This is a genomic window from Janthinobacterium sp. PSPC3-1 (assembly GCF_049896105.1).
In the GTDB taxonomy this organism is placed as follows: Bacteria; Pseudomonadota; Gammaproteobacteria; order Burkholderiales; family Burkholderiaceae_D; genus Janthinobacterium.
In genome coordinates this window covers 21585-46189 of the sequence record NZ_JAFCTQ010000008.1, presented here as the reverse complement: position 1 = coordinate 46189, position 24605 = coordinate 21585, and the positions used below count along the sequence as shown (strand labels likewise).

21 protein-coding genes are annotated in these 24605 nt (G+C 63.8%); 19 read left to right on the top strand and 2 right to left on the bottom strand.

Annotated elements, in window-relative coordinates; genetic code table 11:
* The first annotated feature begins 3 nt into the window (after positions 1–3).
* From ACP7B7_RS10890 to ACP7B7_RS10835, 12 genes are all read left to right on the top strand, one after another.
* The gene (locus ACP7B7_RS10890; protein WP_308923945.1) at positions 4–1527 is read left to right on the top strand and encodes a UDP-N-acetylmuramoyl-L-alanyl-D-glutamate--2,6-diaminopimelate ligase; all 1524 of its coding nucleotides are present in this window, start codon (positions 4–6) and stop codon (positions 1525–1527) included.
* A gap of 11 nt (positions 1528–1538) precedes the next feature.
* Positions 1539–2978, top strand: coding sequence for a UDP-N-acetylmuramoyl-tripeptide--D-alanyl-D-alanine ligase (locus ACP7B7_RS10885; RefSeq protein WP_426076693.1), 1440 nt, complete (start codon positions 1539–1541; stop codon positions 2976–2978).
* 2 nt (positions 2979–2980) lie between these two features.
* Positions 2981–4156, top strand: coding sequence for a phospho-N-acetylmuramoyl-pentapeptide-transferase (gene mraY / locus ACP7B7_RS10880; protein ID WP_308923947.1), 1176 nt, complete (start codon positions 2981–2983; stop codon positions 4154–4156).
* Positions 4156–5700, top strand: a complete 1545-nt coding sequence (gene murD / locus ACP7B7_RS10875; RefSeq protein ID WP_426076692.1) for a UDP-N-acetylmuramoyl-L-alanine--D-glutamate ligase — start codon at positions 4156–4158, stop codon at positions 5698–5700. Before mraY ends, murD begins: the two co-directional genes overlap by 1 nt.
* Entirely contained in the window at positions 5700–6911 is a 1212-nt protein-coding gene (gene ftsW / locus ACP7B7_RS10870; protein ID WP_308923949.1) for a putative lipid II flippase FtsW, read from the top strand. Before murD ends, ftsW begins: the two co-directional genes overlap by 1 nt.
* Positions 6908–7999 (top strand): undecaprenyldiphospho-muramoylpentapeptide beta-N-acetylglucosaminyltransferase, encoded by a 1092-nt coding sequence (gene murG / locus ACP7B7_RS10865; protein ID WP_426076691.1) that lies wholly within the window; start codon positions 6908–6910, stop codon positions 7997–7999. Before ftsW ends, murG begins: the two co-directional genes overlap by 4 nt.
* 10 nt (positions 8000–8009) lie before the next feature.
* A complete protein-coding gene (gene murC / locus ACP7B7_RS10860) occupies positions 8010–9413 on the top strand; it encodes a UDP-N-acetylmuramate--L-alanine ligase (protein ID WP_426076690.1) in 1404 nt (467 codons plus the stop codon).
* A 1-nt stretch (position 9414) separates the two neighbouring features.
* Positions 9415–10383 (top strand): D-alanine--D-alanine ligase, encoded by a 969-nt coding sequence (locus ACP7B7_RS10855; protein ID WP_426076689.1) that lies wholly within the window; start codon positions 9415–9417, stop codon positions 10381–10383.
* Between the two features lies 1 nt (position 10384).
* Positions 10385–11203: a cell division protein FtsQ/DivIB gene (locus tag ACP7B7_RS10850; protein WP_308923953.1), complete on the top strand. Its 819-nt coding sequence runs from the start codon at positions 10385–10387 to the stop codon at positions 11201–11203.
* Positions 11204–11253: 50 nt separating this feature from the next.
* On the top strand, positions 11254–12486 hold the full coding sequence (ftsA, locus tag ACP7B7_RS10845; protein ID WP_308923954.1) for a cell division protein FtsA: 1233 nt from the start codon (positions 11254–11256) through the stop codon (positions 12484–12486).
* Positions 12487–12638: 152 nt separating this feature from the next.
* Entirely contained in the window at positions 12639–13847 is a 1209-nt protein-coding gene (gene ftsZ, locus ACP7B7_RS10840) for a cell division protein FtsZ (protein WP_308923955.1), read from the top strand.
* A 167-nt stretch (positions 13848–14014) separates the two neighbouring features.
* The gene (locus tag ACP7B7_RS10835) at positions 14015–14521 is read left to right on the top strand and encodes a peroxiredoxin (protein WP_426076688.1); all 507 of its coding nucleotides are present in this window, start codon (positions 14015–14017) and stop codon (positions 14519–14521) included.
* A 46-nt stretch (positions 14522–14567) separates the two neighbouring features.
* Here the strand turns inward: ACP7B7_RS10835 and ACP7B7_RS10830 are convergent, their stop codons facing one another.
* Entirely contained in the window at positions 14568–15335 is a 768-nt protein-coding gene (locus tag ACP7B7_RS10830) for a class I SAM-dependent methyltransferase (protein WP_426076687.1), read from the bottom strand.
* Positions 15336–15439: 104 nt separating this feature from the next.
* Here ACP7B7_RS10830 and ACP7B7_RS10825 point away from each other — a divergent pair, with 104 nt between their 5' ends.
* From ACP7B7_RS10825 to lpxC, 3 genes are all read left to right on the top strand, one after another.
* Positions 15440–16231, top strand: coding sequence for a helix-turn-helix transcriptional regulator (locus tag ACP7B7_RS10825; RefSeq protein ID WP_426076686.1), 792 nt, complete (start codon positions 15440–15442; stop codon positions 16229–16231).
* 162 nt (positions 16232–16393) lie between these two features.
* Positions 16394–17236: a DMT family transporter gene (locus ACP7B7_RS10820; protein ID WP_426076761.1), complete on the top strand. Its 843-nt coding sequence runs from the start codon at positions 16394–16396 to the stop codon at positions 17234–17236.
* 60 nt (positions 17237–17296) lie between these two features.
* Entirely contained in the window at positions 17297–18232 is a 936-nt protein-coding gene (gene lpxC, locus ACP7B7_RS10815; protein ID WP_308923959.1) for a UDP-3-O-acyl-N-acetylglucosamine deacetylase, read from the top strand.
* Between the two features lie 134 nt (positions 18233–18366).
* Here the strand turns inward: lpxC and ACP7B7_RS10810 are convergent, their stop codons facing one another.
* Positions 18367–18876 (bottom strand): DciA family protein, encoded by a 510-nt coding sequence (locus ACP7B7_RS10810; protein WP_426076685.1) that lies wholly within the window; start codon positions 18874–18876, stop codon positions 18367–18369.
* Positions 18877–19139: 263 nt separating this feature from the next.
* Here ACP7B7_RS10810 and secA point away from each other — a divergent pair, with 263 nt between their 5' ends.
* The 4 genes from secA (at position 19140) to ACP7B7_RS10790 (ending at position 24588) form a co-directional block, all read left to right on the top strand.
* Positions 19140–21914: a preprotein translocase subunit SecA gene (secA, locus tag ACP7B7_RS10805; protein ID WP_426076684.1), complete on the top strand. Its 2775-nt coding sequence runs from the start codon at positions 19140–19142 to the stop codon at positions 21912–21914.
* Positions 21915–22052: 138 nt separating this feature from the next.
* A complete protein-coding gene (gene argJ / locus ACP7B7_RS10800) occupies positions 22053–23291 on the top strand; it encodes a bifunctional glutamate N-acetyltransferase/amino-acid acetyltransferase ArgJ (protein WP_426076683.1) in 1239 nt (412 codons plus the stop codon).
* Positions 23288–24169 carry an ATP-binding protein gene (locus ACP7B7_RS10795; RefSeq protein ID WP_426076682.1) on the top strand — a complete coding sequence of 294 codons (882 nt, stop codon included), beginning with the start codon at positions 23288–23290 and terminating at the stop codon, positions 24167–24169. Before argJ ends, ACP7B7_RS10795 begins: the two co-directional genes overlap by 4 nt.
* Positions 24166–24588: an NUDIX domain-containing protein gene (locus tag ACP7B7_RS10790; protein WP_426076681.1), complete on the top strand. Its 423-nt coding sequence runs from the start codon at positions 24166–24168 to the stop codon at positions 24586–24588. The genes ACP7B7_RS10795 and ACP7B7_RS10790 overlap by 4 nt, the downstream gene beginning before the upstream one ends.
* Positions 24589–24605 lie beyond the last annotated feature (17 nt).

Sequence of the window (24605 nt, the reverse complement as noted above, 5' to 3'; positions counted from 1 at the left end):
CTCATGACCATACAAGACATCAGTTCGTGGATCAAGGCTGCCGCCCCGGGCGCGCAGCTGACCTCCGATTCCCGCCGCGTGCAGCGCGGCGATGTATTTTTCGCCTACGCCGGCGCGACCCGCTTTATCGACGCGGCCATCAAGCTGGGCGCTGCTGCCATCGTGCATGACGACGCCGAGGGCGACCTCGCGCCGGAAGTGCCGCATCTCGCTGTGCCTTTACTGGCCGTCCCCGACCTGAAACGCCAGGCCGGTCCGATCGCGCACGCCTATTACGGCATGCCCGACCAGGCCATGTTCAGCGCCGGCGTGACCGGCACCAACGGCAAGACCTCGTGCGCGCTGTGGCTGGCGCAGGCCCTGGCGCGCCTGGGCGAGACCTCGTCCGTAATAGGCACTTTGGGCGTGGGCCTGTGCAAGGCGCGCGGCGAGATCGATTTCGACGTCACCGGCTACACCACGCCCGACGCCGTGCTGCTGGCCAGGAAACTGGCCGTGCTGCGCGACGGCGGCGCGCAGGCGGTGGCGATCGAAGTGTCGTCGATCGGCCTGGACCAGGACCGCGCGGCCGGCATGCATTTTGACGTCGCCATGTTCACCAATCTGACGCGCGACCACCTCGACTACCATGGCGACATGGCGGCCTACGAGGCGGCGAAAGTCAAACTGTTCGACTGGCCCGGCTTGAAAACGGCCGTGATCAACCTCGACGACGCGATGGGCCTGCGCCTGGCCGCGCATGTGGCGGGCAAGCCTGCTGGCGAAATTCCCGTGATCGGCTACACCTTGCAGGATGCGGCCAGCGTGCCGGACCTGCCGGGCGTATTGATGCTGCGCGCCAGCCAGTTCCGCAGCCGTAACGCCGGCACCGACTTCCAGCTCGACTGCAGCCTGGGCACCGCGCCGGTGAAAACCCGGCTGGTGGGCCACTTCAATATCAGCAATGCGCTGGCGGTGCTGGGCGCCTTGCTGGCGCATGGCGTGGCTTTGCGCGCGGCGCTCGACGCCATCGAAGCGCTGCTGCCGGCGCCGGGCCGCATGCAGCAGGTGGGCGGCCAGGAAGCGCCGATGATCGTCATCGATTATGCGCATACGCCGGACGCCCTGGAAAAAACCCTGGTCGCCTTGCGCCAGGTGGCGCAGGACCGCGGCGGCCAGTTGTGGTGCGTGTTCGGCTGCGGCGGCGACCGCGATCCGGGCAAGCGCCCGCAGATGGGCGCCATCGCCCAGCAGGCCGACCATGTGCTGGTCACCAGCGACAATCCGCGCAGCGAAGATCCGCACGCCATCATCGAACAGATCGTGGCCGGCATGCGCCAGGACGGCCCGCAGCCGCAGGCGATCGAAGACCGCGCCGCCGCCATTCTGTCGGCCATCAAGCACGCCGCCAAGCCGGACGTGATCCTGCTGGCCGGCAAAGGCCATGAACCGTACCAGGAAATCAAGGGCAAGAAACTGCCGTTTTCCGACGCCGACCACGCGCAGCTGGCGCTGTCGGCGCGCCTGACCATGATGAGGACCAATTGATGGAGCAGACCGTGCACGCGACACTCGCACAAGTGCTGCCATTGCTGGCATTGGCCGGCGCGCGCCTGGCAGGCCGTCTCGACACGCCATTCGTGGGCGTGACGACCGACAGCCGCCAGGCCGGCGCTGGCGCGTTGTTCGTCGCCCTGCGCGGCGAACGTTTCGACGCCCACGATTTCCTGGCTGATGTGGCGCGCCAGGGCGTGGCGGCGGTGATCGTCGAAGCCCTGCCCGAAGGCTGGGATGAAAACAAGGTCGCCGCCATCGTCGTGCCCGACACCCTGGCGGCGCTGGGCCGCATCGCCAGCTTCTGGCGCCGCCAGTTCGACCTGCCCGTGATCGGCGTCACCGGCAGCAATGGCAAGACCACCGTCAAGGAAATGCTGTCATCCATCCTGGCCGCCGCCTTCGGCGAGCAGGACCGGCTGGCCACGCGCGGCAACCTGAATAATGAAATCGGCGTGCCGCTGACGCTGTTTCGCCTGGCGGCCCACCATGACGCGGCCGTGATCGAAATGGGCATGAACCATCCGGGCGAGATCGCGCGCCTGGCGGCGATCGCCGAGCCGACCGTGGCGATGGTCAACAACGCCCAGCGCGAACACCAGGAATTCATGCATACGGTGGAAGCGGTGGCGCGCGAGAACGGCGCCGTGCTGGCCGCCTTGCCGCAAGACGGCGTGGCGGTGTTCCCGCATGGCGACGAGTTCACGCCGCTGTGGCAGGCGCTGGCGGGTGAGCGCCGCGTGATCCGTTTCGGCCTGTCGAAAGACGCCGAAGTGAGCTGCACCCACCGCGCCGCCGAGGACTTCGGCAGCGACCTGTTCGTCAGCGTGCGTGATGAGCAGGACGGCGTGCAGCAGTTTTTTGTCGGCCTGCAGGCGGCCGGCGAACATAACGTGAAAAATGCGCTGGCCGCCGTCGCCTGCGCAGTCGGCGCCGGCGTCAATCTGGACGCCATCAAGCAGGGCCTGGAAGCGTTCGCGCCGGTGGCCGGCCGCCTGCAGCAAAAACGGGCATTGAACGGCGCGACCGTCATCGACGACACCTATAACGCCAATCCCGATTCGGCGCGCGCCGCGATCGACGTGCTGGCGCAGGCCGCATCGCCGCGCATCCTGGTGCTCGGCGAAATGGGCGAAGTGGGCACGCAAGGACAGCAGTTCCACGAAGAGATCGGCGCCTATGCCGCCGCCAAAGGCATCGAACACGTGCTGGCGACGGGCGGCCTGACGCGCCATATGGTCGCCGCCGCACACGGTGCGCAGGGTGCGGAATCAGGCACGGTCGTGGAGTATTTCGAACAGTTCGACGGTTTGCTGGCGGCGCTCGATGCGCTGCTGGCGGCCCAGTCGGATGCAACAGTATTGATCAAGGGCTCCCGCTTCATGAAAATGGAACGGGCCGTGCAGCATTTGATTGGTTCAAACAATAACAAGGAAGCTCACTAATCATGCTGCTCTGGCTCGCTCACTATTTCCAGGACGACATTGGCCCACTGCGGGTCTTTAACTTCATCACCTTTCGCGCCGTCTTCGCGACCCTGACCGCCATCCTGATCGGCCTGTGCGCCGGTCCGGCCGTGATCCGCATGCTGACGCGCCTCAAGGTGGGCCAGGCCGTGCGTACCGACGGCCCGCAAACGCATCTGAAAAAACACGGCACGCCCACCATGGGCGGCGTGCTGATTCTGATCGCCATCGGCATTTCCACCCTGCTGTGGTGCGACCTGTCGAACCGCTTCATCTGGCCGGTGTTGATCGTCACGCTGGGCTTTGGCGCCATCGGCTGGGCCGACGACTACCGCAAGGTGGTGCACCAGGACCCGGAGGGCATGCGCTCGCGCGAAAAATATTTCTGGCAGTCGCTGATCGGCCTGGCCGCCGCCTTCTACCTCGCCTTCTCGGTGTCGATCTCGGAGCCGAACGCCGGCCAGGTCTGGAACCTGATCTACGCCTGGGTGCAGTCCGGCTTTGCGATGGACCTGCCGCCGAAGGCCGACCTGATCGTGCCCTTCTTTAAAACCATCAGCTATCCGCTCGGTGTGTGGGGCTTTATCGCGCTGACCTATTGCGTGATCGTCGGCACCAGCAACGCCGTCAACTTCACCGATGGCCTCGACGGCCTGGCCATCATGCCGACCGTGATGGTCGGCACGGCCCTGGGCCTGTTCGCCTACCTGACCGGTAACGTCACCTATGCGCGCTACCTGTTCATCCCGCATATTCCGGGCGCCGGCGAACTGGTGATCTTCTGCGGCGCGCTGGCCGGCTCCGGCCTGGCTTTCCTCTGGTATAACACCCACCCGGCCAAAGTGTTCATGGGCGACGTCGGCGCGCTGGCCCTGGGCGGCGCCCTGGGCACCATCGCCGTCATCGTGCGCCAGGAAATCGTGCTGTTCATCATGGGCGGCATCTTCGTGGTCGAAACCCTGTCGGTGATTATCCAGGTGGCGTGGTTCAAATACACCAAGAAGCGCTATGGCGTGGGCCGCCGCGTGTTTTTGATGGCGCCGCTGCACCACCATTTCGAACAAAAAGGCTGGAAAGAGACGCAGGTTGTCGTGCGTTTCTGGATCATCACCATGATGCTGGTGCTGCTCGGCCTGACCACCCTGAAGCTGCGCTGATGATGTACGCCAATCAAACCGCACTGGTACTGGGACTCGGCGAGTCCGGCCTGGCGATGGCCCTGTGGCTGGCCCGCTGCGGCGCCGCTGTGCGCGTGGCCGATACGCGCGCAGCGCCGGAGCGCCTGGCCGCCCTGCGCGCTGGCGTGCCGGACGCGCAGTTCATCGGCGGGGAGTTGACGGCCGGACTGCTGGAGGGCGTCGACTTTGTCGCCGTCAGCCCTGGCCTGGCACCGAACCGCGAACTGGCTGGAATCGCGCCGGCGGCGGCTGAAAGCAATATCCCCGTGTGGGGCGAGATCGAGCTGTTCGCCCAGGCGCTGGCCGCGCTGAAGGCGGAACGCGGCTATGCGCCGAAACTGATCGCGATCACGGGCACCAACGGCAAGACCACGGTCACCAGCCTGGTGGGCCTCTTGTGCGAACGGGCGGGACTGGCCACGCGCGTGGCCGGCAATATCAGCCCGGCCGCGCTGGACGTGCTGCGCGAAGTGCTCGATGCCGAGCCGGCGCCAGTCGAAGCCAATGTCACCGAGCCCGTCGCCAGCACCCTGCCGCAGGCATGGATACTCGAATTGTCCAGCTTCCAGCTGCACACCACCTTCAGCCTGCAGGCCGATGCGGCCACGGTGTTGAATCTGTCGCAGGATCACCTGGACTGGCATGGCGACATGGCCGCCTACGCCGCTGACAAGGCGCGCATCTTCGGCGAGCACACGGTACGCGTGCTGAACCGCGACGACGCGCAGGTCATGCGCATGAAGAACGCCCTGGTCGAGAGCGTGACGTTCGGCACCGGCGAACCGCAGGAGGTCGACAGCTTCGGCCTGGTCAACGAGCGCGGCGTGTTCTGGCTGGCGCAAGCCGTGCCGAGCGAAGAAGTGATCGAGAAAAAACGCAGGAAGAACGATCCGGCACCGGAACCCGTGCCGACCATGGCGAAAAAACTGATGCCGGCCGACGCCTTGAAAATCCGCGGCCAGCACAATGCCTCGAACGCGCTGGCGGCGCTGGCCCTGTGTCGCGCCATCGGCCTGCCGTTCGCGCCGCTGCTGCATGGCCTGCGCGAATACCAGGGCGAGCCGCACCGGGTGGAACTGGTCACGGCCGTCAATGAAGTCGAATACTACGACGACAGCAAGGGCACCAATGTGGGCGCCACGGTGGCGGCCATCAATGGCCTGGGCAAGGCTTTTGGCGGCGCGGATCAACGCCTGGTGCTGATCGCCGGCGGCGACGGCAAGGGCCAGGATTTCTCGCCGCTGGCCGAACCGGCCTCGCGCCATGTGCGCGCGGTGCTGCTGATCGGCCGCGATGCGCCGGCGCTGCGCGCGGCACTGGAACCGTCCGGTGTGGAGTTGTTCGACTGCGCCAGCTTGCCGGAAGCCGTCCAGCAGGCAGCCACCCTGGCGCTGCCTGGCGACGCGGTACTGCTGTCGCCGGCCTGCGCCAGCCTGGACATGTTCAAGAACTATGCGCACCGCGCGCAGGTGTTTGTCGACGCCGTGCGCGATATCGCCCTGGATAACGGACAGGATCTCTGATGGCCTTCCAGCTGCCATTCGGTTTCGGTTCCGGCTCGGCTGCCAAGCCGCTGGACGGCCGCGCGCGGCAGTCGAAGATGATGGACTACGACCAGCCGCTGATCTGGGTGGTGCTGCTATTGATGCTGCTGGGCATGGTGATGGTGTATTCGGCCTCGATCTCGCTGTCGGACGCGCGCAAGTTCGCCGCCTACACCAACAATTATTTCGTGGTGCGCCAGGCGCTGTTCATCGGCGTGTCGATCATCGCCGGCGCGCTGGTGTTCCGCATCCGCGTCGCCACCTGGCAGAAGATGGCGCCGTGGCTGTTCATCGGCACCCTGGTGCTGCTGGTGATGGTGCTGATACCGGGCCTGGGCGTGTCGGTCAATGGCGGCCGCCGCTGGCTCAATTTGCCCGGCCTGCGGCCGCAGCCGTCCGAGCTGATGAAGGTGGTGATGGTGCTGTACGCGGCCGACTACACGGTGCGCAAGCAGGAATACATGCACAAGCTGACCAAGGGCTTCATGCCGATGGCGCTGGCCGTCAGCTTTGTCGGCCTCTTGCTGCTGATGGAACCGGATCTCGGCGCGTTTGGCGTGATCGTCTGCATCGCCATGGGCATCCTGTTCCTCGGTGGCGTCAACGCCATCTGGTTCGGCGGCATCGGCGCCATGCTGACGGCGATTTTCGTCACCATCATCGCGCTGTCGAAATTCCGCCGCGAGCGCTTCTTTGCCTATCTCGATCCATGGCAGGAAGACAATGCGCTGAACAAGGCCTATCAATTGACGCACTCGCTGATCGCCTTTGGCCGCGGCGAACTGTTTGGCGTGGGCCTGGGCGGCAGCGTGGAAAAACTGCATTACCTGCCCGAAGCGCATACCGACTTCCTGCTGGCCGTGATCGGCGAGGAGCTGGGCCTGGTGGGCGTGCTGATCGTGATCGGCATGTTTTACTGGATTATCAAGCGCGCCTTCGACATCGGCCGCCAGGCGATCGCCATCGACCAGACCTTCGCCGGCCTGACGGCAAAAGGCATCGCCATCTGGATCGGCGTGCAGACCTTCATCAACATGGGCGTGAACCTGGGCCTGCTGCCAACCAAGGGGCTGACCTTGCCCCTGATGAGCTATGGCGGCACGGGCGTCCTGATCAACTGTATCGGCCTGGCGATCCTGCTGCGCATCGATTATGAAAACCGGATCCTGATGCGCGGGGGCCGGCTATGAGCACTGTAAAGAACTTGAAAACAAAAAAACTGATGATCATGGCGGCCGGTACCGGCGGCCATATTTTCCCCGGCCTGGCGATCGCGCAGACCATGGTCGCGCGCGGCTGGGAGGTGAGCTGGCTGGGCACCACCCACGGCATGGAGCAGGAGCTGGTGCCGAAAAGCGGCATTCCCATGGACGCGATCGCATTTTCGGGCATGCGCGGCAAGGGCCTGGGCCACACGGTCAAGGGCGGCTTCAAGATGATCGCCAGCCTGTTCGCGATCCGCGGCTTCATTGCGCGCCGCAAGCCCGACGTGGTGATGGGCATGGGCGGCTACGTGACGGTGCCGGGCGGCCTGGTGGCGCGCCTGTGCGGCGTGCCGCTGGTGCTGGTCAATGCCGATGCGGCATTACTGTTGTCGAACAAGACACTGGTTCCGCTGGCCAAGCAGGTATGCTTCGGCTTCCCTGCGGAATTTGGCGCCGCCGCCGGCAAGGCTGTCGTCACCGGCAACCCGGTGCGGGCCGAAATCCTGGCGATGGCGCCGCCGGCGGCGCGCTTCGAGCGCCGCACCGGCCCCTTGCGCATCCTGGTGGTGGGCGGCAGCCTGGGCGCGAAAGCGCTGAACGACAATCTGCCGGCCGCACTGGCCTTGATGCCGGAAGGCGAGCGTCCGCTGGTGACGCACCAGTCGGGCAAGAAAAATATCGACGCCTTGCGCGCCTCGTATGCGGCGGCGGGCGTGACGGCCAAGGTGGTCGACTTTATCGACGACATGGCGCAGGCGTATGCGGCGGCCGATCTGGTGATCTGCCGCGCCGGCGCCATCACCTTGTCGGAGCTGACGGCGGCGGGCGTGGCCAGCGTGCTGGTGCCATTGGTGGCGTCGACCACCAGCCACCAGCGCAATAACGCGCAATGGATGGCGCAGCAGGGCGCGGCAATTCATTTGCCGCAAACGGAAATGAATCCGGCGTCGCTGTGCGCCATGCTGGCGTCGTTAAAACGCGACAACTGCCAGCAGATGGCGCAAGCGGCACTGACGGCAGGCAAGCGCGACGCCAATGAGGCGATCGCACACGTATTGGAACAATTGGCATGAGGTTAGCTCTGTGAAGCATAAAGTAAACAATATCCACTTTGTCGGCATCGGCGGCAGCGGCATGAGCGGCATCGCCGAAGTGCTGGTCAACCTCGGCTACAAGGTGTCGGGCTCGGACCTGGGCAGCAATGCGGCGACGCAGCGCCTGGCGAGCCTGGGCGCGACCGTCATGCTCGGCCACGCCGCGGAACATATCGGCGACGCCGATGCGGTGGTGACCTCGGGCGCCGTGCCGCACGATAATCCCGAAGTGGCGGCTGCGCGCGCGCGCAAGATCCCTTTGGTGCCGCGCGCCGTGATGCTCGGTGAATTGATGCGTTTGAAACGCGGCATCGCGATTGCCGGCACGCATGGCAAGACCACCACCACCAGCCTGGTCGCTTCCGTGCTGGCGCAGGGCGGCCTCGATCCGACGTTCGTCATCGGTGGCCGGCTGACCAGCGCCGGTGCCAACGCCAAGCTGGGCTCGGGCGACTACCTGGTGGCCGAAGCCGATGAATCGGACGCCTCGTTCCTGAACCTGACGCCGATGATCGAAGTCATCACGAATATCGATGCCGATCACATGGACACCTACGAGCACGATTTCGAAAAACTCAAACAGGCCTTCGTGCAGTTCACGCATCGTTTGCCGTTCTATGGCCGCGCCATGCTGTGCGTCGACGATCCGCACGTGCGCGCCATCATCCCGTTCGTCACCAAGCCGGTCACCACCTACGGCTTTGCCGAGGACGCGCAGGTACGCGCCATCAATGCGCGCGCCGTCGGCCTGGAAATGCATTTCACGGTGCTGCAGGACGGTTATCCGGACCTCGACGTGGTGCTGAACCAGCCCGGCATGCACAATGTGCAGAACGCCTGTTCGGCGATCGCGATCGCGCGCGAGATCGGCATCGCCGACAGCGCCACCCAGCAGGGCCTGGCCGAATTTTCCGGCGTCGGCCGGCGCTTCACGCGCTATGGCGACGTGGCGCTGCCGAACGGCGGCAGCTTCGCCCTGGTCGACGATTTCGGCCACCATCCGGTGGAAACCGAAGTCACCCTGGCCGCCGCGCGCGCCGCCTATCCGGGCCGCCGCCTGGTGCTGGCCTTCCAGCCGCACCGCTACAGCCGCACGCGCGACCTGTTCGAAGATTTCGTCAAGGTGCTCGGTGCGCCGGACGTGCTGCTGCTGTCGGAAGTGTACGCGGCCGGCGAAGCGCCTATCGTGGCGGCCGATGGCCGTTCGCTGGCCCATGCGCTGCGCGCGCGCGGCAAGATCGAGCCGATCTTCGTCGAGTCCATGACCGACATGGCCGACACCATCATGAGCGTGGCGCGCGATGGCGACGTCGTGCTGACCATGGGCGCCGGCTCGATCAGCGGCGTGCCGCAACAACTGACCACCTATTCAACCAACACTGCAAAGGCCTGACGTGAACGCAGCTTCAGCTATCGATGTGAAACAATTGGGCAAGGTCGGCGTCCTGTTCGGCGGCCGTTCGGCCGAGCGCGAAGTGTCGCTGATGTCCGGCGCCGGCGTGCTGGCCGCCTTGCAAAGCCATGGCGTCGACGCGCATGGCTTCGACACGGGCGAGCGCTCGCTGGCCGAGCTGGCGGCCGAACATTTTGATCGCGTGTTCATTGCGCTGCACGGCCGCTACGGCGAAGACGGCAGCCTGCAGGGCGCGCTGGAACAATTGGGCATTCCGTACACGGGCAGCGGCGTGATGGCCTGCTCGGTCGGCATGGACAAGGTCTATACCAAGATGATCTGGCTGATGCACAAGCTGCCGACGCCGCAATACGCGGTGCTGGCCGACGATGCGAGCCTGGCGCAAGTGGCCGAAGAACTGGGCTTGCCGCTGATCGTCAAGCCGCCGCATGAAGGGTCGAGCATCGGCATCACCACCGTGCATGAGGCGTCGGCCTTCCAGGCCGCGTACGACATCGCCGCCGCTCTCGATGATTCGGTGCTGGCCGAGCAGTTCATCCAGGGCCGCGAATTCACGGTGGCGATCCTGGGCCAGGGCGCCACCGCGCGCGCGCTGCCGCCGATCGAGATCGTCGCCCCGCAAGGCAATTACGACTACCAGAACAAGTATTTCACGGACGTGACGCAGTATTTCTGCCCGCCGGAGCTGGACCCGGCGATCCTGGCCGAGATGGAGCGCATCGCGCTGGCCGCCTACCGCGCCCTGGGCTGCGAAGGCTGGGGACGGGTCGACGTGCTGATGCGCAGTGCCGACAGCGCGCTGTTCCTGCTGGAGGTGAACACCTCGCCCGGCATGACCGGCCACTCGCTGGTGCCGATGGCGGCGCGCGCGGTGGGCATCAGCTATGAAGACCTGTGCCTGGAAATCGTCGCTTCGGCACGTTTGAAAATCAGCAAGGGACAGCACTGACATGTGGCACGACGCTAAAAGCCTCAATACGACCGCCAACGGCCTGATGGCCTTTGTGCTGGTCGTGTGCGTGGCCGCCGGCGTTTGGTGGGTGTCGCAACGCCCGATGTTCGACCTGCGCACCATCACGGTGGAAAGCGTCGATGCGAAGGGGTTGCGGCATGTGAATTACCTGACCCTGCGCGCCGGCACGCAAAACCGCATCAAGGGCAATTTCTTCACCAGCAACCTGGAAAACGTGCGCAGCGTGTTCGAATCGGTACCCTGGGTGCGCCGCGCCAGCGTGCGCCGCGAGTGGCCGAACCAGCTGATCGTGGCGCTGGAAGAGCATGAGGCGCTCGGTACCTGGGGCGAGGATGGCCGCCTGCTGTCGGTCAAGGGCGACGTGTTTACCGCCAACGTGGCCGAAGCCGAGGACGATCATGAGTTGCCCGCGTTTTCGGGACCGGACGGCAGCGAGAAGGACGTGCTGGCGACCTATGTGAACCTGGCCAAATGGTTCGCGCCGCTGAAGATGGCGCCCGAATCGCTGTCCTTGTCGAGCCGCTATGCGTGGACCGTCAAACTGAATAACGGCATGAGCGTGGCGCTGGGGCGCGAACAGAATCACACGACCTTGAAGGCAAGGGTGGACCGGCTGGTGGGCATCTATCCGCAACTGGCCAGCCGCCTGGACAATATCGACACCATCGACATGCGTTACCAGAATGGACTGGCCCTGAGTTCGGCCGGCCTGGTGATACCGGCCGAAGGCAAGGATGGCAGGCCGGCGCCGGCCATCCGGAAAAAAACCAGCAGTGCGACCAAAAAACCGGCTTGACCGAATAATCAAAGTAATTAAACCAATAGCCCAAAAACTAGGCGACAGAAATGACAAAAGACGCGAAGAACCTGATCGTCGGCCTCGACATCGGCACCTCGAAAGTGGTGGCGGTGGTAGCCGAAGTGATGTCCGATGGACGCCACGAAGTGATCGGGCTGGGCCAGCACGAATCGAAGGGCCTGAAAAAAGGCGTGGTGGTCAATATCGAGGCCACGGTGGAGTCGATCCAGCGCGCGCTCGAAGAAGCCGAGCTGATGGCCGACTGCAAGATCCGCAATGTGTATGCCGGCATCGCGGGCAGCCATATCCGCAGCTTCAATTCGAGCGGCATGGTGGCCATCAAGGACAAGGAAGTGACGGCCACCGACGTGGCGCGCGTCATCGAGACGGCAAAAGCGGTTAACATTCCGACCGACCAGCAATTGCTGCATACGGTGCCGCAGGAATTCATCGTCGACAGCCAGGAAGATGTGCGCGAGCCGATCGGCATGAGTGGCATCCGCCTGGAGGTCAAGGTGCATATCGTCACCGGCGCCGTATCGGCGGTGCAGAATATCGTCAAGTGCGTGCGCCGCTGCGGCCTCGAGGTCTCCGACTTGATCCTGCAGCCGATGGCCTCGGCCGACGCCGTGCTGACCCCGGATGAAAAAGAGCTGGGCGTGGTCCTGATCGACATCGGCGGCGGTACCACCGACGTGGCGGTGTTTTCCGATGGCGCGATCCGCCATACGGCAGTGATCCCGATCGCCGGCGACCAGATCACCAACGACATCGCGATGGCCTTGCGCACCCCGACCGCGGAAGCGGAAGAGATCAAGATCCGCTACGGCGTGGCCAAGCAGGTGCTGGCCGATCCGGGCGAATCGCTGGAAGTGCCGGGCCTGGGCGACCGTGGTCCGCGCAACCTGTCGCGCCAGGCGCTGGCGGCGGTGATCGAGCCGCGGGTGGAGGAGCTGTTTGCGATGGTGCACCAGGTGGTGCGCGAGTCGGGCTACGAGGGCGTGCTGTCGTCGGGCATCGTGCTGACGGGCGGCACGGCCATCATGCCGGGCATGGTGGAGATGGCGGAAGACATCTTTTTGAAACCGGCGCGCCTGGGCACGCCGGAGTATCGCGGCCAGCTGGCCGACGTGGTGCGCAGTCCGCGCTACGCGACCGTGCTGGGACTGCTGCTGGAAGCGAAAAAGCAATACCTGCGCGGGCATATCGTGACGCGCCAGGATGGCTCGGTGAAGGCAGTCTGGCAGCGCATGAAGGAATGGTTTTTAGGAAATTTTTAAGGGCCTGCAGTTCGCCCGGCAGCACACAGGTTTTTTGGCAGCAGCGCAGGTACATATAACTTATTTTAAATTTAACCGCAGTTTTCAATCTCCAGTTCTCCTAACGATATGAGGCCTGGCGCTTGGAAACCGCATTCTGATAGGAGCACATCATGGAGTTCGATATGGTCGATAACACAGCGTTAGGTACCGTCATCAAGGTAGTCGGCGTCGGCGGTGCGGGTGGCAATGCAGTTCAACACATGATCAACAAAGGCATGTCGGGCGTGGAGTTCATTGCCGCCAACACCGACGCTCAAGCCCTGTCGACGTCCAAGGCGCACAACATCATCCAGATCGGCGATACCGGCCTGGGCGCCGGGATGAAGCCGGCCGTCGGCCGCCAGCTGGCCGAGGAATCGCGCGCACGCATCGCCGATTCGCTGCGCGGCGCGCACATGGTGTTCATCGCCGCCGGCATGGGCGGCGGCACCGGCACCGGCGCCGCGCCGATCGTGGCCGAAGTGGCCAAGGAACTGGGTGCGCTGACGGTGGCAGTGGTCTCCAAGCCGTTCTCGTACGAAGGCCAGAAGTGCATGGACATCGCCGACGAAGGCCTGGAGCAGCTGTCCCTGCACGTCGATTCGCTGATCATCATCCTGAACGAAAAACTGGAAGAGATCTACGAGGACGAAAGCATGCTGGAATGGATGCAGCACGCCGACGATGTGCTCAACAACGCGGTGGCCGGCATTGCCGAGATCATCAACGTGCCGGGCCATATCAACGTCGACTTCAACGACGTGAAAACCATCATGGGCGAGCAGGGCAAGGCGATGATGGGTACCGCCACCGCTTCCGGCGTGGACCGCGCGCGCATCGCGGCCGAACAGGCGGTCGCCTCGCCGCTGCTGGACGGTATTGATCTGTCCGGCGCGCGCGGCGTGCTGGTCAACGTCACGGCCAGCCGTGGCCTGAAGGGCAAGGAGATCAAGGAAGTCATGGCGGCCGTGCGCGCTTTTGCGGCACCGGATGCGTCGATCGCGCAAGGTATCGCCTACGACGACGACATGGGTGACGATATCCGCGTCACCGTGGTGGCTACCGGCCTGGGCCGCGCCAAGAAAAACATCCAGCTGGTACCGCAGCAAGTGCTGCGCACCGGCACCCACAACAGCCCGCTGACCCCATCGGCTGCCATGGGCGCCGCGCAAACCGTGACCACCACGGTCGGCGCTGCCACGCCGGCGGCGGGCTTTGACGGCATGAAGGCGCCAGCCGTATGGCGCCGTGAAACCGCTTCCGAGCAGGTGCGCGCGATGGAAAAGAATGGCATGGAGACGTATGACATTCCAGCTTTCCTGCGCAAACAGGCTGATTGATTTCGTCCCGGATGGGGCGTGACTGCGGCGGCCTTTTGGCCGCCGTTTTCTTGATGTCAGCCTTTGCTTTCGTGGGGGATTTCTGCACAAAGATGGCAAGTCAGGCATACTGTTGCGCAGCGTCGGCGGCAAGCCGGCTTTTCCCAATATAGTAAAAAGGAGTCACCATGACGATCAAGATCGGCGATACCCTGCCGGAAGGCACCCTGGCTGAATTCATCGAAACCGAAACCGAAGGCTGCGCGCTGGGACCGAACACGTTCAACGTGCAGGACCTGGCCAAGGGCAAGAAGATCGCCATTTTCGGCCTGCCAGGCGCTTTCACGCCAACCTGCTCGGCACAGCACGTGCCAGGTTATGTGCAGCACGCCGAAGCCCTGAAGGCGGCCGGCGTCGATGAAATCTGGTGCATCTCCGTCAACGACGCGTTCGTGATGGGCGCCTGGGGCCGTGACCAGAAGGCCACCGGCATCGTGCGCATGATGGGCGACGGCAATGCCGCCTACAGCAAGGCCCTGGGCCTGGACGCCGATTTCTCCAAGCACGGCATGGGCACGCGTTCGCAGCGCTACTCGCTGCTGGCCGACAACGGCGTGGTGACGCAACTGAACATCGAGCAGGGCGGCAAGTTTGAAGTGTCGAATGCCGAGACCTTGCTGGGCCAGTTGAAATAATATTGTTTCACCTCGAAAAAACGGCGCCATGTTGGCGCCGTTTTTTTTATTGCACCACCGGTTTGGTCGCCTCGAACAGCGCCGCATCGATATCGAAGGAATAATCGTCCTGCAGCGCGAAATACTGGCGCGCTTCCTCGGGCGCTGCGTCGAACAGGTTGCGGATGGCGGCGATGCGCTGCTCCGGCGTGCGCATGCGCGCCACCCAGTCGTCGAACCGCATGGTCAGCTTCCACACGCTGCGCAGGCTGTGCGTGAATCCCGCGTTGTCGAACTTGGCGCCCCATTCGCAGGCGCGGTAGTCGCGCACGTGCGAGCCGTCGCGCAGCAGTTCCACCGCCTGCAAGGTGGTGTCGTACAGGGCGGTTTTCGGCGCCACGATATCGACCACCAATAAAGTGCCGTTGGGGCGCAGCACGCGCCAGGCTTCGGCCAGCGCGCCGGCCACGTCGCTCCAGTGGTGGGCCGAAAAGCGCGTGACGACCATGTCGAAGCTGGCGTCGGCGAACGGCAGCCTGGCCACGTCGCCCTGGCGCGTGCTGATATTGTCCAGGCCGCGCTGCACTTTGGCGTGCTCGACCACGTCCAGCATGGGTTGCGCCAGGTCGTAGGCGACGACTGAGGCGGCCACCGGCGCGACGGCAAAGCTGGCGTGGCCGGCGCCGCAGCCCAGGTCCAGCACCACGGGGCGGCCATGGCGACGCGCCGCTTCCTGCATCAGCACCAGGTCGGCTCCTTGCGCGTGGATGGCGCTGCTCAGGTATGCGTTGGCGGTCTTGCCGAACTGCTCGGTAATGACATCGTGCTGTTGCATGGTTTGCTCCCGTAAATGTTGGTGTACAGGCAGAATAGAGGCAGTTTTATCCTGTAACAAGACAAGAAGTTATACTGGTATATTGACTACCACCCAAGGACGCCATGTCGCACAAGCTCGCCGAATTCATCCGCGCCCGGCGCGAAGCCGTCACCCCCGCCATGGCCGGCCTGCCCGGTGGCGGACGGCGCCGCACGCCAGGCTTGCGCCGTGAAGAGCTGGCGCAGCTGGTTGACGTCAGCCCGACCTGGCTGACCTGGCTGGAGCAGGGGCGGCCCGTGTCGGCGTCGGCCAAGATGCTGGCGCGCCTGGCGCAGGTGCTGCAGCTGAGCACGGCCGAGCGGGCGTATCTGTTCGAGGTGGCCGACAAGGCCGATCCCGAGCATGGCGAGGCGCACGGGGGTGGTACCGGCAGCGAGGAGCTGGCCGCGATTGTCGCCGCCATCGATGCGCCGGCCTATATGCTGGACCGGCAATGGAACGCGGTGGCCTGGAATGCGCAAGCGGCTAATTTGTTTGCCGGCTGGCTCGATGCGCCGCAGCCGGAGTCATCACCAAATCAGCTGCCGAATTTACTGCATTTCATGTTTTTGTCGCCGCAGGCACGCCAGCTGATCGCCGGCTGGCCCGAGCGCGCGCAGCGCCTGGTGGCCGAGTTTCGCGCCGATGTGGGACGCCATGCGGACCAGGCGCCGCTGGCCGGCTTGATCGCCGAACTGTCCGGCGCCAGCACGGAGTTTCGCCACTGGTGGGGCGCGCAGCAGGTGCTGGGTCGCGACGGCGGATTGCGCCGCTTCCAGCATCCCGTGCAGGGGCTGCTCAACTTCAACCAGGTGACCTTGCACCTGGCGCGCCAGCATGAGGTGAAACTGGTGATGCTGTTGCCGGTGTTGTAACAGTCGCCGCCGCGCTTGCTATAATCCGGGCGACCGCGCTGCGCTACGCTGCACCTGTATCCGCCCCCGGTCCTGGCTCCGGCCGTCGCCATGATGACGGTTTCTCTCCTGCCAGGAGTTGCTTTGCCTTCCCATAATCCCAATCTGCGCAGCATCTACGCGATGCTGGCCGCCGCCGGCCTGTTTTCGCTGATGGATACAGCCATGAAGCTGCTGTCCGAAACCTATCCCGCGATGCAGGTCACTGCCTTGCGCGCGCTGTCGTCCTTGCCGCTGGTCTGCCTGTATCTGCTGTACCGTGGCGCCTTCAAGCATGTGCTGAAGGTGCGCTGGCCGCTGCATTTTTTGCGCGGCGCGCTGGGCATTGCCATGATTACCCTGTTCGCCTATGGCCTGAAGCGCCTGTCGCTGGCCGAAGCGTATTCGCTGTTCTTTATCGCGCCGCTGCTGATCACGGCGCTGTCGGTATTTATTCTGAAAGAGCGGGTCGACCTGGCACGCTGGTGCGCGATTGCCGTGGGCCTGGGCGGCGTGCTGGTGGTGCTGCGCCCGGAAGGCGGCGACTTCCTGTCGCTGGCCGGCCTGGCCGTGCTGGCCGCGGCCGCCTGCTATGCCGTGTCGGCCATCACCGGCCGCATCCTCAGCCGCAGCGACGCCAGCGAAAGCATGGTGTTCTGGCTGATGATCATGATGGCGGCCGGCGGCGTGGCGCTGTCGTGGCATGAATGGGTGGCGATCCGGCGCGAAGACTGGCTGCTGCTGGCCGGCTTGTCGGTCAGCGGTTTCCTGGGCCAGCTGGCGATCACGGAAGCGTTTCGCAGCGGCAAGGCGTCCAGCGTGGCGCCGTTCGAGTATTCGGCCCTGGCCTGGGGCATGGGCCTGGACTGGCTGTTGTGGCGCACCCTGCCCGACGAGTACACCATGCTCGGCGCGGCCATCATTATTGCCAGCGGCATCTATCTGGTGCGCAAGGAGGCGGTGCATGTGGAAAGCGAACATCCTTGACGGGTGTAACAGTTTTTTTGCCGGCCAGCATTCCATGCCGCAACTGGCTATAATCGTGCCATGTTAAAACAACGCACCATCAAACAATCGGTCCGCACCATCGGTGTCGGCTTGCACTCCGGCACCAAGGTCGAACTGACCCTGAGCCCGGCCGCCATCGACACGGGCATCGTGTTTCGCCGCATCGACCTGGTGCCGGTGGTGGAGTTTCCCGCCAGCGCCATGGCGGTGGGCGACACGCGCATGGCGTCCGTGCTGATCAAGGATGGCGCCCGCGTCTCGACCGTGGAACACCTGATGTCGGCCGCGGCCGGCCTCGGCATCGACAATATGTATATCGACGTGAATGCGGAAGAAATTCCCATCATGGACGGCTCGGCTTCTTCTTTTGTGTTCCTGCTGCAGCAGGCTGGCGTGGAAGAGCAGGCGGCGGCCAAGAAATTCATCAAGGTGATCAAGCCGGTGGAAGTGCGTCACGGCACCGGCGCGGCCGAAAAATGGGCGCGGCTGTCGCCCTATGACGGCTTCAAGCTCGATTTTTTCATCGAATTCAACCACCCGGCCGTCGACGGCACCATGCAGCGCGCCTCGGTCGACTTTGGCGACGTGTCCTATATCCATGACGTGGCGCGCGCGCGCACCTTCGGCTTCATGCAGGATGTGGAAAGCCTGCGCGGCATGGGCCTGGCCCGTGGCGGCTCGCTGGAAAACGCCATCGTGATGGACGAATACCGCATCCTGAACGCCGACGGCCTGCGCTACGAAGACGAATTCGTGCGCCATAAAATCCTCGACGCGATTGGCGATTTGTATTTGGTGGGCCATCCGCTGCTGGCGTATTACACGGCGCACAAATCGGGCCATGCGCTGAACAACCAGCTGCTGCTGGCGCTGCTGGAGCAGCCGGAGTCGTACGAGATCGTCTCGTTTGCCACCAATGAGGCGGCGCCGCAGTCCTACCTGCGCCAGATGGAACGCGAGTGGTCGCTGACGTAGGTCGGATTAGGTGGGGCCGCCGAGGCCCTTCGGGCCGTAATCCGACAACATTGTTGGCGTCTGCGGCGTTGTCGGATTACGCGCTTGCGCGCTAATCCGACCTACGTACCATGCGTTAATTGGCCGTATTTTGCTCAGTCCTTGGCGTCGCGGTGATGCCGCACCAGCCTGCGCAGCGCCGCGATCAGCTGATCGTTCTGTTTCGACGCCGGCAGCGCCGTGCTCAATTCCTCCAGCGCCGACATGGCTTTTTCCGGCAGCACCAGCGCCCGCGTATGGACGATGGGCGCGATGCTCTTGGTCACCTGCACCTTGAGCTTGATGCCCGCAATCTGCCAGCCTTTTCTTTCCAGTTCCCCCTGCAGCTTCGGCAGTTGCTGCTTGAGCTTGGCCGCCAGCGCGGCGTTCGGTATGGCCAGCACCAGCTGGCCCGCTTCGAACTGCAGGATATCGCAGTGCTCGAACATGGCCGGCAAGGCCTGGGCGCAATCTTTTTGCAGGGCGGCCAGGCGCTTGACGGTGGGCATCAGGGACGCCATCGTCGCGTTGCCGCGCAAGAAATCGGTGGCGCCCGTGACGGCTGGGCCCGGGCGGGCAAAGCCGTAGCTGCGGCGCGGTGCCGGCGAGTAAGTGGGATTTCGCATGGCCGAAACATAGCACACTCGCCCGCGCATGGCGAGGGCGGCAGTCGCCGCCGATGGAGTCATACTGTGCGCAAAATGTCCGCAATTTCCCTGCATTGTTTGTCTTAAAGCTATTGTTATATAGTGCATGATCCCAACCTTGGGGGGAACGCATGATAAAATCATCGTCTTTTGCCATAGTCGAACTCCGTGCGGTCATGCGATTGTCACCTCGCTGTCAGCTACCGAGCTTTTTTTAACGGCGTTTTTTCAAGAATTCAAGCATGTCATTACTGACCCAGATTTTCGGTAGCCGCAACCAGCGGCTGCTCAAGCAATACCAAAAAACGGTACGCGAGATCAACGCGCTCGAGCCGGTCATCGAAAAGCTGTCGGATGCCGAGCTGCAAGCGAAGACGCCTGCCTTCAAGGAACGCATCGCCGGTGGCGAATCGCTGGACGCCCTGCTGCCGGAGGCGTTTGCCGTCTGCCGCGAAGCGTCCAAGCGCGTGCTGCGCATGCGCCACTTCGACGTGCAGATGATAGGAGGGATGGTCCTGCACTATGGCAAGATCGCCGAGATGGGCACGGGCGAGGGCAAGACCCTGATGGCAACCCTGCCAGCCTACCTGAACGCCTTGTCGGGCAAGGGCGTGCACATCGTTACCGTCAATGATTACCTGGCACAGCGCGACGCCGAGACCATGGGCCGTTTGTACGCCTGGCTGGGCTTGTCGACCGGCGTGAACATGTCGCAGATGGAGCACAGCGCCAAGCAGCAGGCCTACAACTCCGACATTACCTACGGCACCAACAACGAATTCGGCTTCGATTTCCTGCGCGACAATATGGTGTACGAAGCGCGCGACCGCGTGCAGCGTGCCTTGAATTTCGGCATCGTCGATGAAGTCGACTCGATCCTGATCGATGAAGCGCGTACCCCGTTGATCATTTCCGGCCAGGCCGAGAGCCATACCGACCTGTACCACAAGATCAATGAAGTGCCAGGCTTGCTGACGTTGCAGATCGGCGAAGAAACGCCGGACGGCAAGGGCAAAGTGGACGTCCCTGGCGACTACACCAAGGATGAAAAAGCGCACCAGGTGCTGCTGACCGAAGCCGGCCACGAAAAGGCCGAGCGCATCATGACCGAACTGGGCCTGCTGCCGGAAGGCGCCTCGCTGTACGATTCGGCCAATATTTCGCTGGTGCACCACATGTATGCGGCGCTGCGCGCCCATGCGCTGTACTTCAAGGATCAGCACTATGTGGTGCAGAACAATGAAGTGGTGATCGTCGATGAATTCACGGGCCGCCTGATGACGGGCCGCCGCTGGTCCGATGGCCTGCACCAGGCCGTCGAAGCGAAAGAGGGCGTGAAGATCCAGAACGAGAACCAGACCCTGGCCTCGATCACCTTCCAGAACTATTTCCGCATGTACGCCAAGCTGGCCGGCATGACCGGCACGGCCGATACCGAAGCCTACGAATTCCAGGAGATCTACGGCCTGGAAACGGTAGTGATTCCGCAAAACCGTCCGCTGCAGCGCAAGGACCGCCAGGACCAGGTCTACAAATCGTCGGCGGAAAAATACAATGCGATGGTGATCGACATCCGCGACTGCTACGAGCGCGGCCAGCCCGTGCTGGTGGGCACCACCTCGATCGAGAACTCGGAGCTGCTGTCCGGCATCCTGGACAAGGCCAAGCTGCCGCATAACGTGCTGAACGCCAAGCAGCATGCGCGCGAAGCGGAAATCATCGCCCAGGCCGGCCGTCCGAAAGCCATCACGATCGCTACCAACATGGCCGGTCGCGGTACCGACATCGTGTTGGGCGGTAACGTTGAAAACCAGATCAAGTTCATCGACGCCAATGCCGAACTGAGCGATGCCGACAAGGCCAGCCAGTCGCAGACGCTGCGCGATGAATGGCAGTCGCTGCACGACCACGTGGTCAATGCGGGCGGCCTGCACATCATCGGCACCGAACGCCACGAATCGCGCCGGGTCGACAATCAGCTGCGTGGCCGTGCCGGCCGCCAGGGCGATCCCGGTTCGTCGCGCTTCTACCTGTCGCTCGACGACGCGCTGCTGCGCATCTTCGCTGGCGACCGCGTGCGCGCCGTGATGGACCGCCTGAAAATGCCGGAAGGCGAACCGATCGAAGCGGGCATCGTGTCGCGCTCGATCGAATCGGCCCAGCGCAAGGTGGAAGCGCGCAACTTCGACATCCGCAAGCAATTGCTGGAATACGATGATGTTGCCAACGACCAGCGCAAGGTGATCTACCAGCAGCGTAACGAGCTGCTGGAAACCACCGATATTTCCGAAATGATCGCCTCGCTGCGCCACGGCGTGTTTACCGACCTGGTCCACGCTTACGTGCCGCAGGAGTCGGTGGAAGAGCAGTGGGACATCAAGGGCCTGGAAACCGTGCTGGCCAGCGAGTGGCAGCTCGACATGCCGCTGCAGCAGCTGCTGGCGGCCGATGCAACCCTGACCGACGAAGAGATCGTTGAAAAAGTGCTGGTGGCGGCCGATGCCGTGTACCAGTCGAAGATCGATATCGTCGGCAAGGAGTCGTTCGGCGGCTTCGAGCGCAATGTCATGCTGCAAAGCGTGGACAGCCACTGGCGTGAACACCTGGCGGCGCTGGATCACCTGCGCCAGGGCATCCACCTGCGCGGCTATGCGCAGAAGAACCCGAAACAGGAATACAAGCGCGAAGCGTTCGAACTGTTCGGCATGATGCTCGACATGATCAAGAACGACGTCACCAAGCACGTGATGACGGTGCGCATCCAGTCGCGCGAAGAAGTCGATGCGGCCGAAGCGGCGATGCAGCAGTCGCACGTGGAAAACGTGCACTACCAGCACGCCGAATTCGATCCGAACGCGGCGCCGGAAGAACTGCTGGCGCCTACGGCTGGCGACAACAGCAACGACCAGTATGTCGACGACATGAGCGTGAGCATGGGCGTCAAGGTCGGCCGCAACGATCCATGCCCTTGCGGCAGCGGCAAGAAATATAAAGCCTGCCACGGCAAGCTGGCATAAAGGCGGTTTGACAGCCTGAACAAAAACGGAGACCGCGGTCTCCGTTTTTTTTGACCGTGGGTCCGGTGCGCCGCATGGTCAGCGCTGGCGCGAAGGCGCTACAATAGCGCTTCCTTTTCCCCTCGCAGAAGAACTCATATGGCCGTCAATTCTCCCAAGCCCGTCGCCGCCGACCTGAAAGCCGTCGCCGGTATTGAAATCGGTGTTGCCGAAGCCGGCATCAAGAAGCCGAACCGCAAGGATTTGCTGGTATTGAAGCTGGCACCGACCGCCACCGTGGCCGGCGTGTTCACCTTGAACCGCTTCTGCGCCGCGCCGGTGCAGATTTCGAAAGCCAACCTGGCAGCCGTTACCGCCGGCGCCGCGCCGATCCGCGCGCTGCTGGTCAATACCGGCAATGCCAATGCGGGCACGGGTGAATCGGGCCTGGCCGCTGCCCAGGACAGCTGCGCCGCGCTGGCCGAACTGCTGGGCTGCACGCCGCAGCAGATCCTGCCGTTTTCCACCGGCGTGATCCTCGAACCGTTGCCGGTGCAGCGCCTGGTGGCGGGCCTGCCGCAAGCCGTCGCCGCGCTTACGCAAGATAACTGGTTCTCGGCGGCCGAGGCCATCATGACCACCGACACGCAGCCGAAAGCCGGTTCGCGCACCGTCACCATCGAGGGCCATACGGTGACCCTGACCGGCATCAGCAAGGGCGCCGGCATGATCAAGCCGAACATGGCCACCATGCTCGGTTTCCTGGCGTTCGACGCCACCGTGGCCCAGCCGGTGCTCGATCAACTGGTCAAGCAGGCGGCCGACAAATCGTTCAACTGCATCACCATCGACGGCGACACCTCGACCAATGACTCCTTCATGCTGGTCGCCACCGGCGCCGGCAGCCTGGTGATCGACTCGGTCGATGCGCCCGGCTACGCCGCACTGGCCGCCGCCGTCACCGAACTGTCGACCTTTCTCGCGCAAGCCATTGTGCGCGACGGCGAAGGCGCGACCAAGTTCATGACCGTCACCGTGGAAGACGGCCGCAGCATGGAAGAGTGCCGCAAGATCGCCTATTCGATCGCCCATTCGCCGCTGGTGAAAACCGCGTTCTTTGCCTCCGACCCGAACCTGGGCCGCATCCTGGCCGCCATCGGTTACGCCGGCGTGGACGACCTGGACGTCAGCCTGCTGAACCTGTACCTGGACGATGTATGGGTGGCCAAGAATGGCGGCCGCAATCCCGATTACCAGGAGCAGGACGGCCAGCGCGTGATGCAGCAGAGCGAAATCACCATCCGCGTGAATCTGGCGCGCGGCGACGCCACGGCCACCGTCTGGACCTGCGACCTGTCGCATGACTACGTGTCGATCAACGCCGACTACCGTTCATGACCGGCCTCGAACAATTCCTGCTGCGCGCGGAAAGCCTGCTGGCGCGCGTGGAGGCGATCCTGCCGGCCGCCACGCCGGCCGTCGACTGGAACAGTTTTGCCTTTCGCTGGCGCCGGCGGCAGGGCGCCGCCAGCCATTTGCAGGCGGTGGCCCATGTGTCGAACATCGCACTCGATGACCTGCACAATATCGGCACGCAAAAGGCCCAGATCGAGCAGAACACGCGCCAGTTCGTCAGTGGCCGGCCGGCCAACAATGTGCTGCTGACGGGCGCGCGCGGCACCGGCAAGTCGTCGCTGATCAAGGCCTGCCTGAACCAGTTTTCTGGCCAGGGCCTGCGCCTGATCGAAGTCGACAAGGCGGACCTGGCCGACCTGCCCGATATCGTCGACCTGGTGGCGGCGCGTCCCGAGCGCTTCATCATCTTTTGCGACGACCTGTCGTTCGAAGAAGGCGAGAGCGGCTACAAGGCGCTGAAGGTGGCGCTGGACGGCAGCATCGCCGCGCAGTCGGACAATGTGCTGATCTATGCCACCTCGAACCGGCGCCATCTGATGCCGGAACGCATGTCGGACAACAGCAGCTACAAGACCGACGACGATGGCGACCTGCATCCGGGCGAAACGGTGGAGGAAAAGATTTCCCTGTCCGAACGCTTCGGTTTATGGCTGTCGTTCTATCCGTTCAAGCAGGACGACTACCTGGACATCGCGGCGCACTGGCTGGCCTCGTTCGGCTGCAGCCCGGAACAGATCGCACAAGCGCGCGGCGACGCCCTGCGCTGGGCCTTGCAGCGCGGCTCGCGTTCAGGCCGGGTGGCGTGGCAGTTTGCGCGCGATTATGCGGGTAAACTTCCTGCGGGAAAGCTGCCGCAATGAGCGAGGTGAAAGTCAAACCGGTCGATGTCGCCGTCGGCATCCTGATGAAACCGAATGGCGATGTGCTGCTGGGCCAGCGCCCGGCCGGCAAACCGTATGATGGCTATTGGGAGTTTCCCGGCGGTAAAGTCGAGCCGGGCGAAGCCATCCTCGATGCCCTGAAACGTGAGTTCGTCGAGGAACTGGGCCTGCAGATCGACAGCGCCGAAGCCTGGTGTGGCGTGGAGTATGTCTATCCGCATGCCCATGTGCGGCTGCATTTCTATATCAGCCGCGACTGGCGCGGCGAGCCGCAAAGCCTGGAAGGCCAGGCCTTTGCCTGGCAGGGCACGGTGGGCGTGGAGCCCTTGCTGCCGGCCACGATTCCCCTGCTGGAATGGCTGGACGTGGTGCGCCGCGAAAGTACGACACCGGCTTGACGGCCCGCGCCTGATTG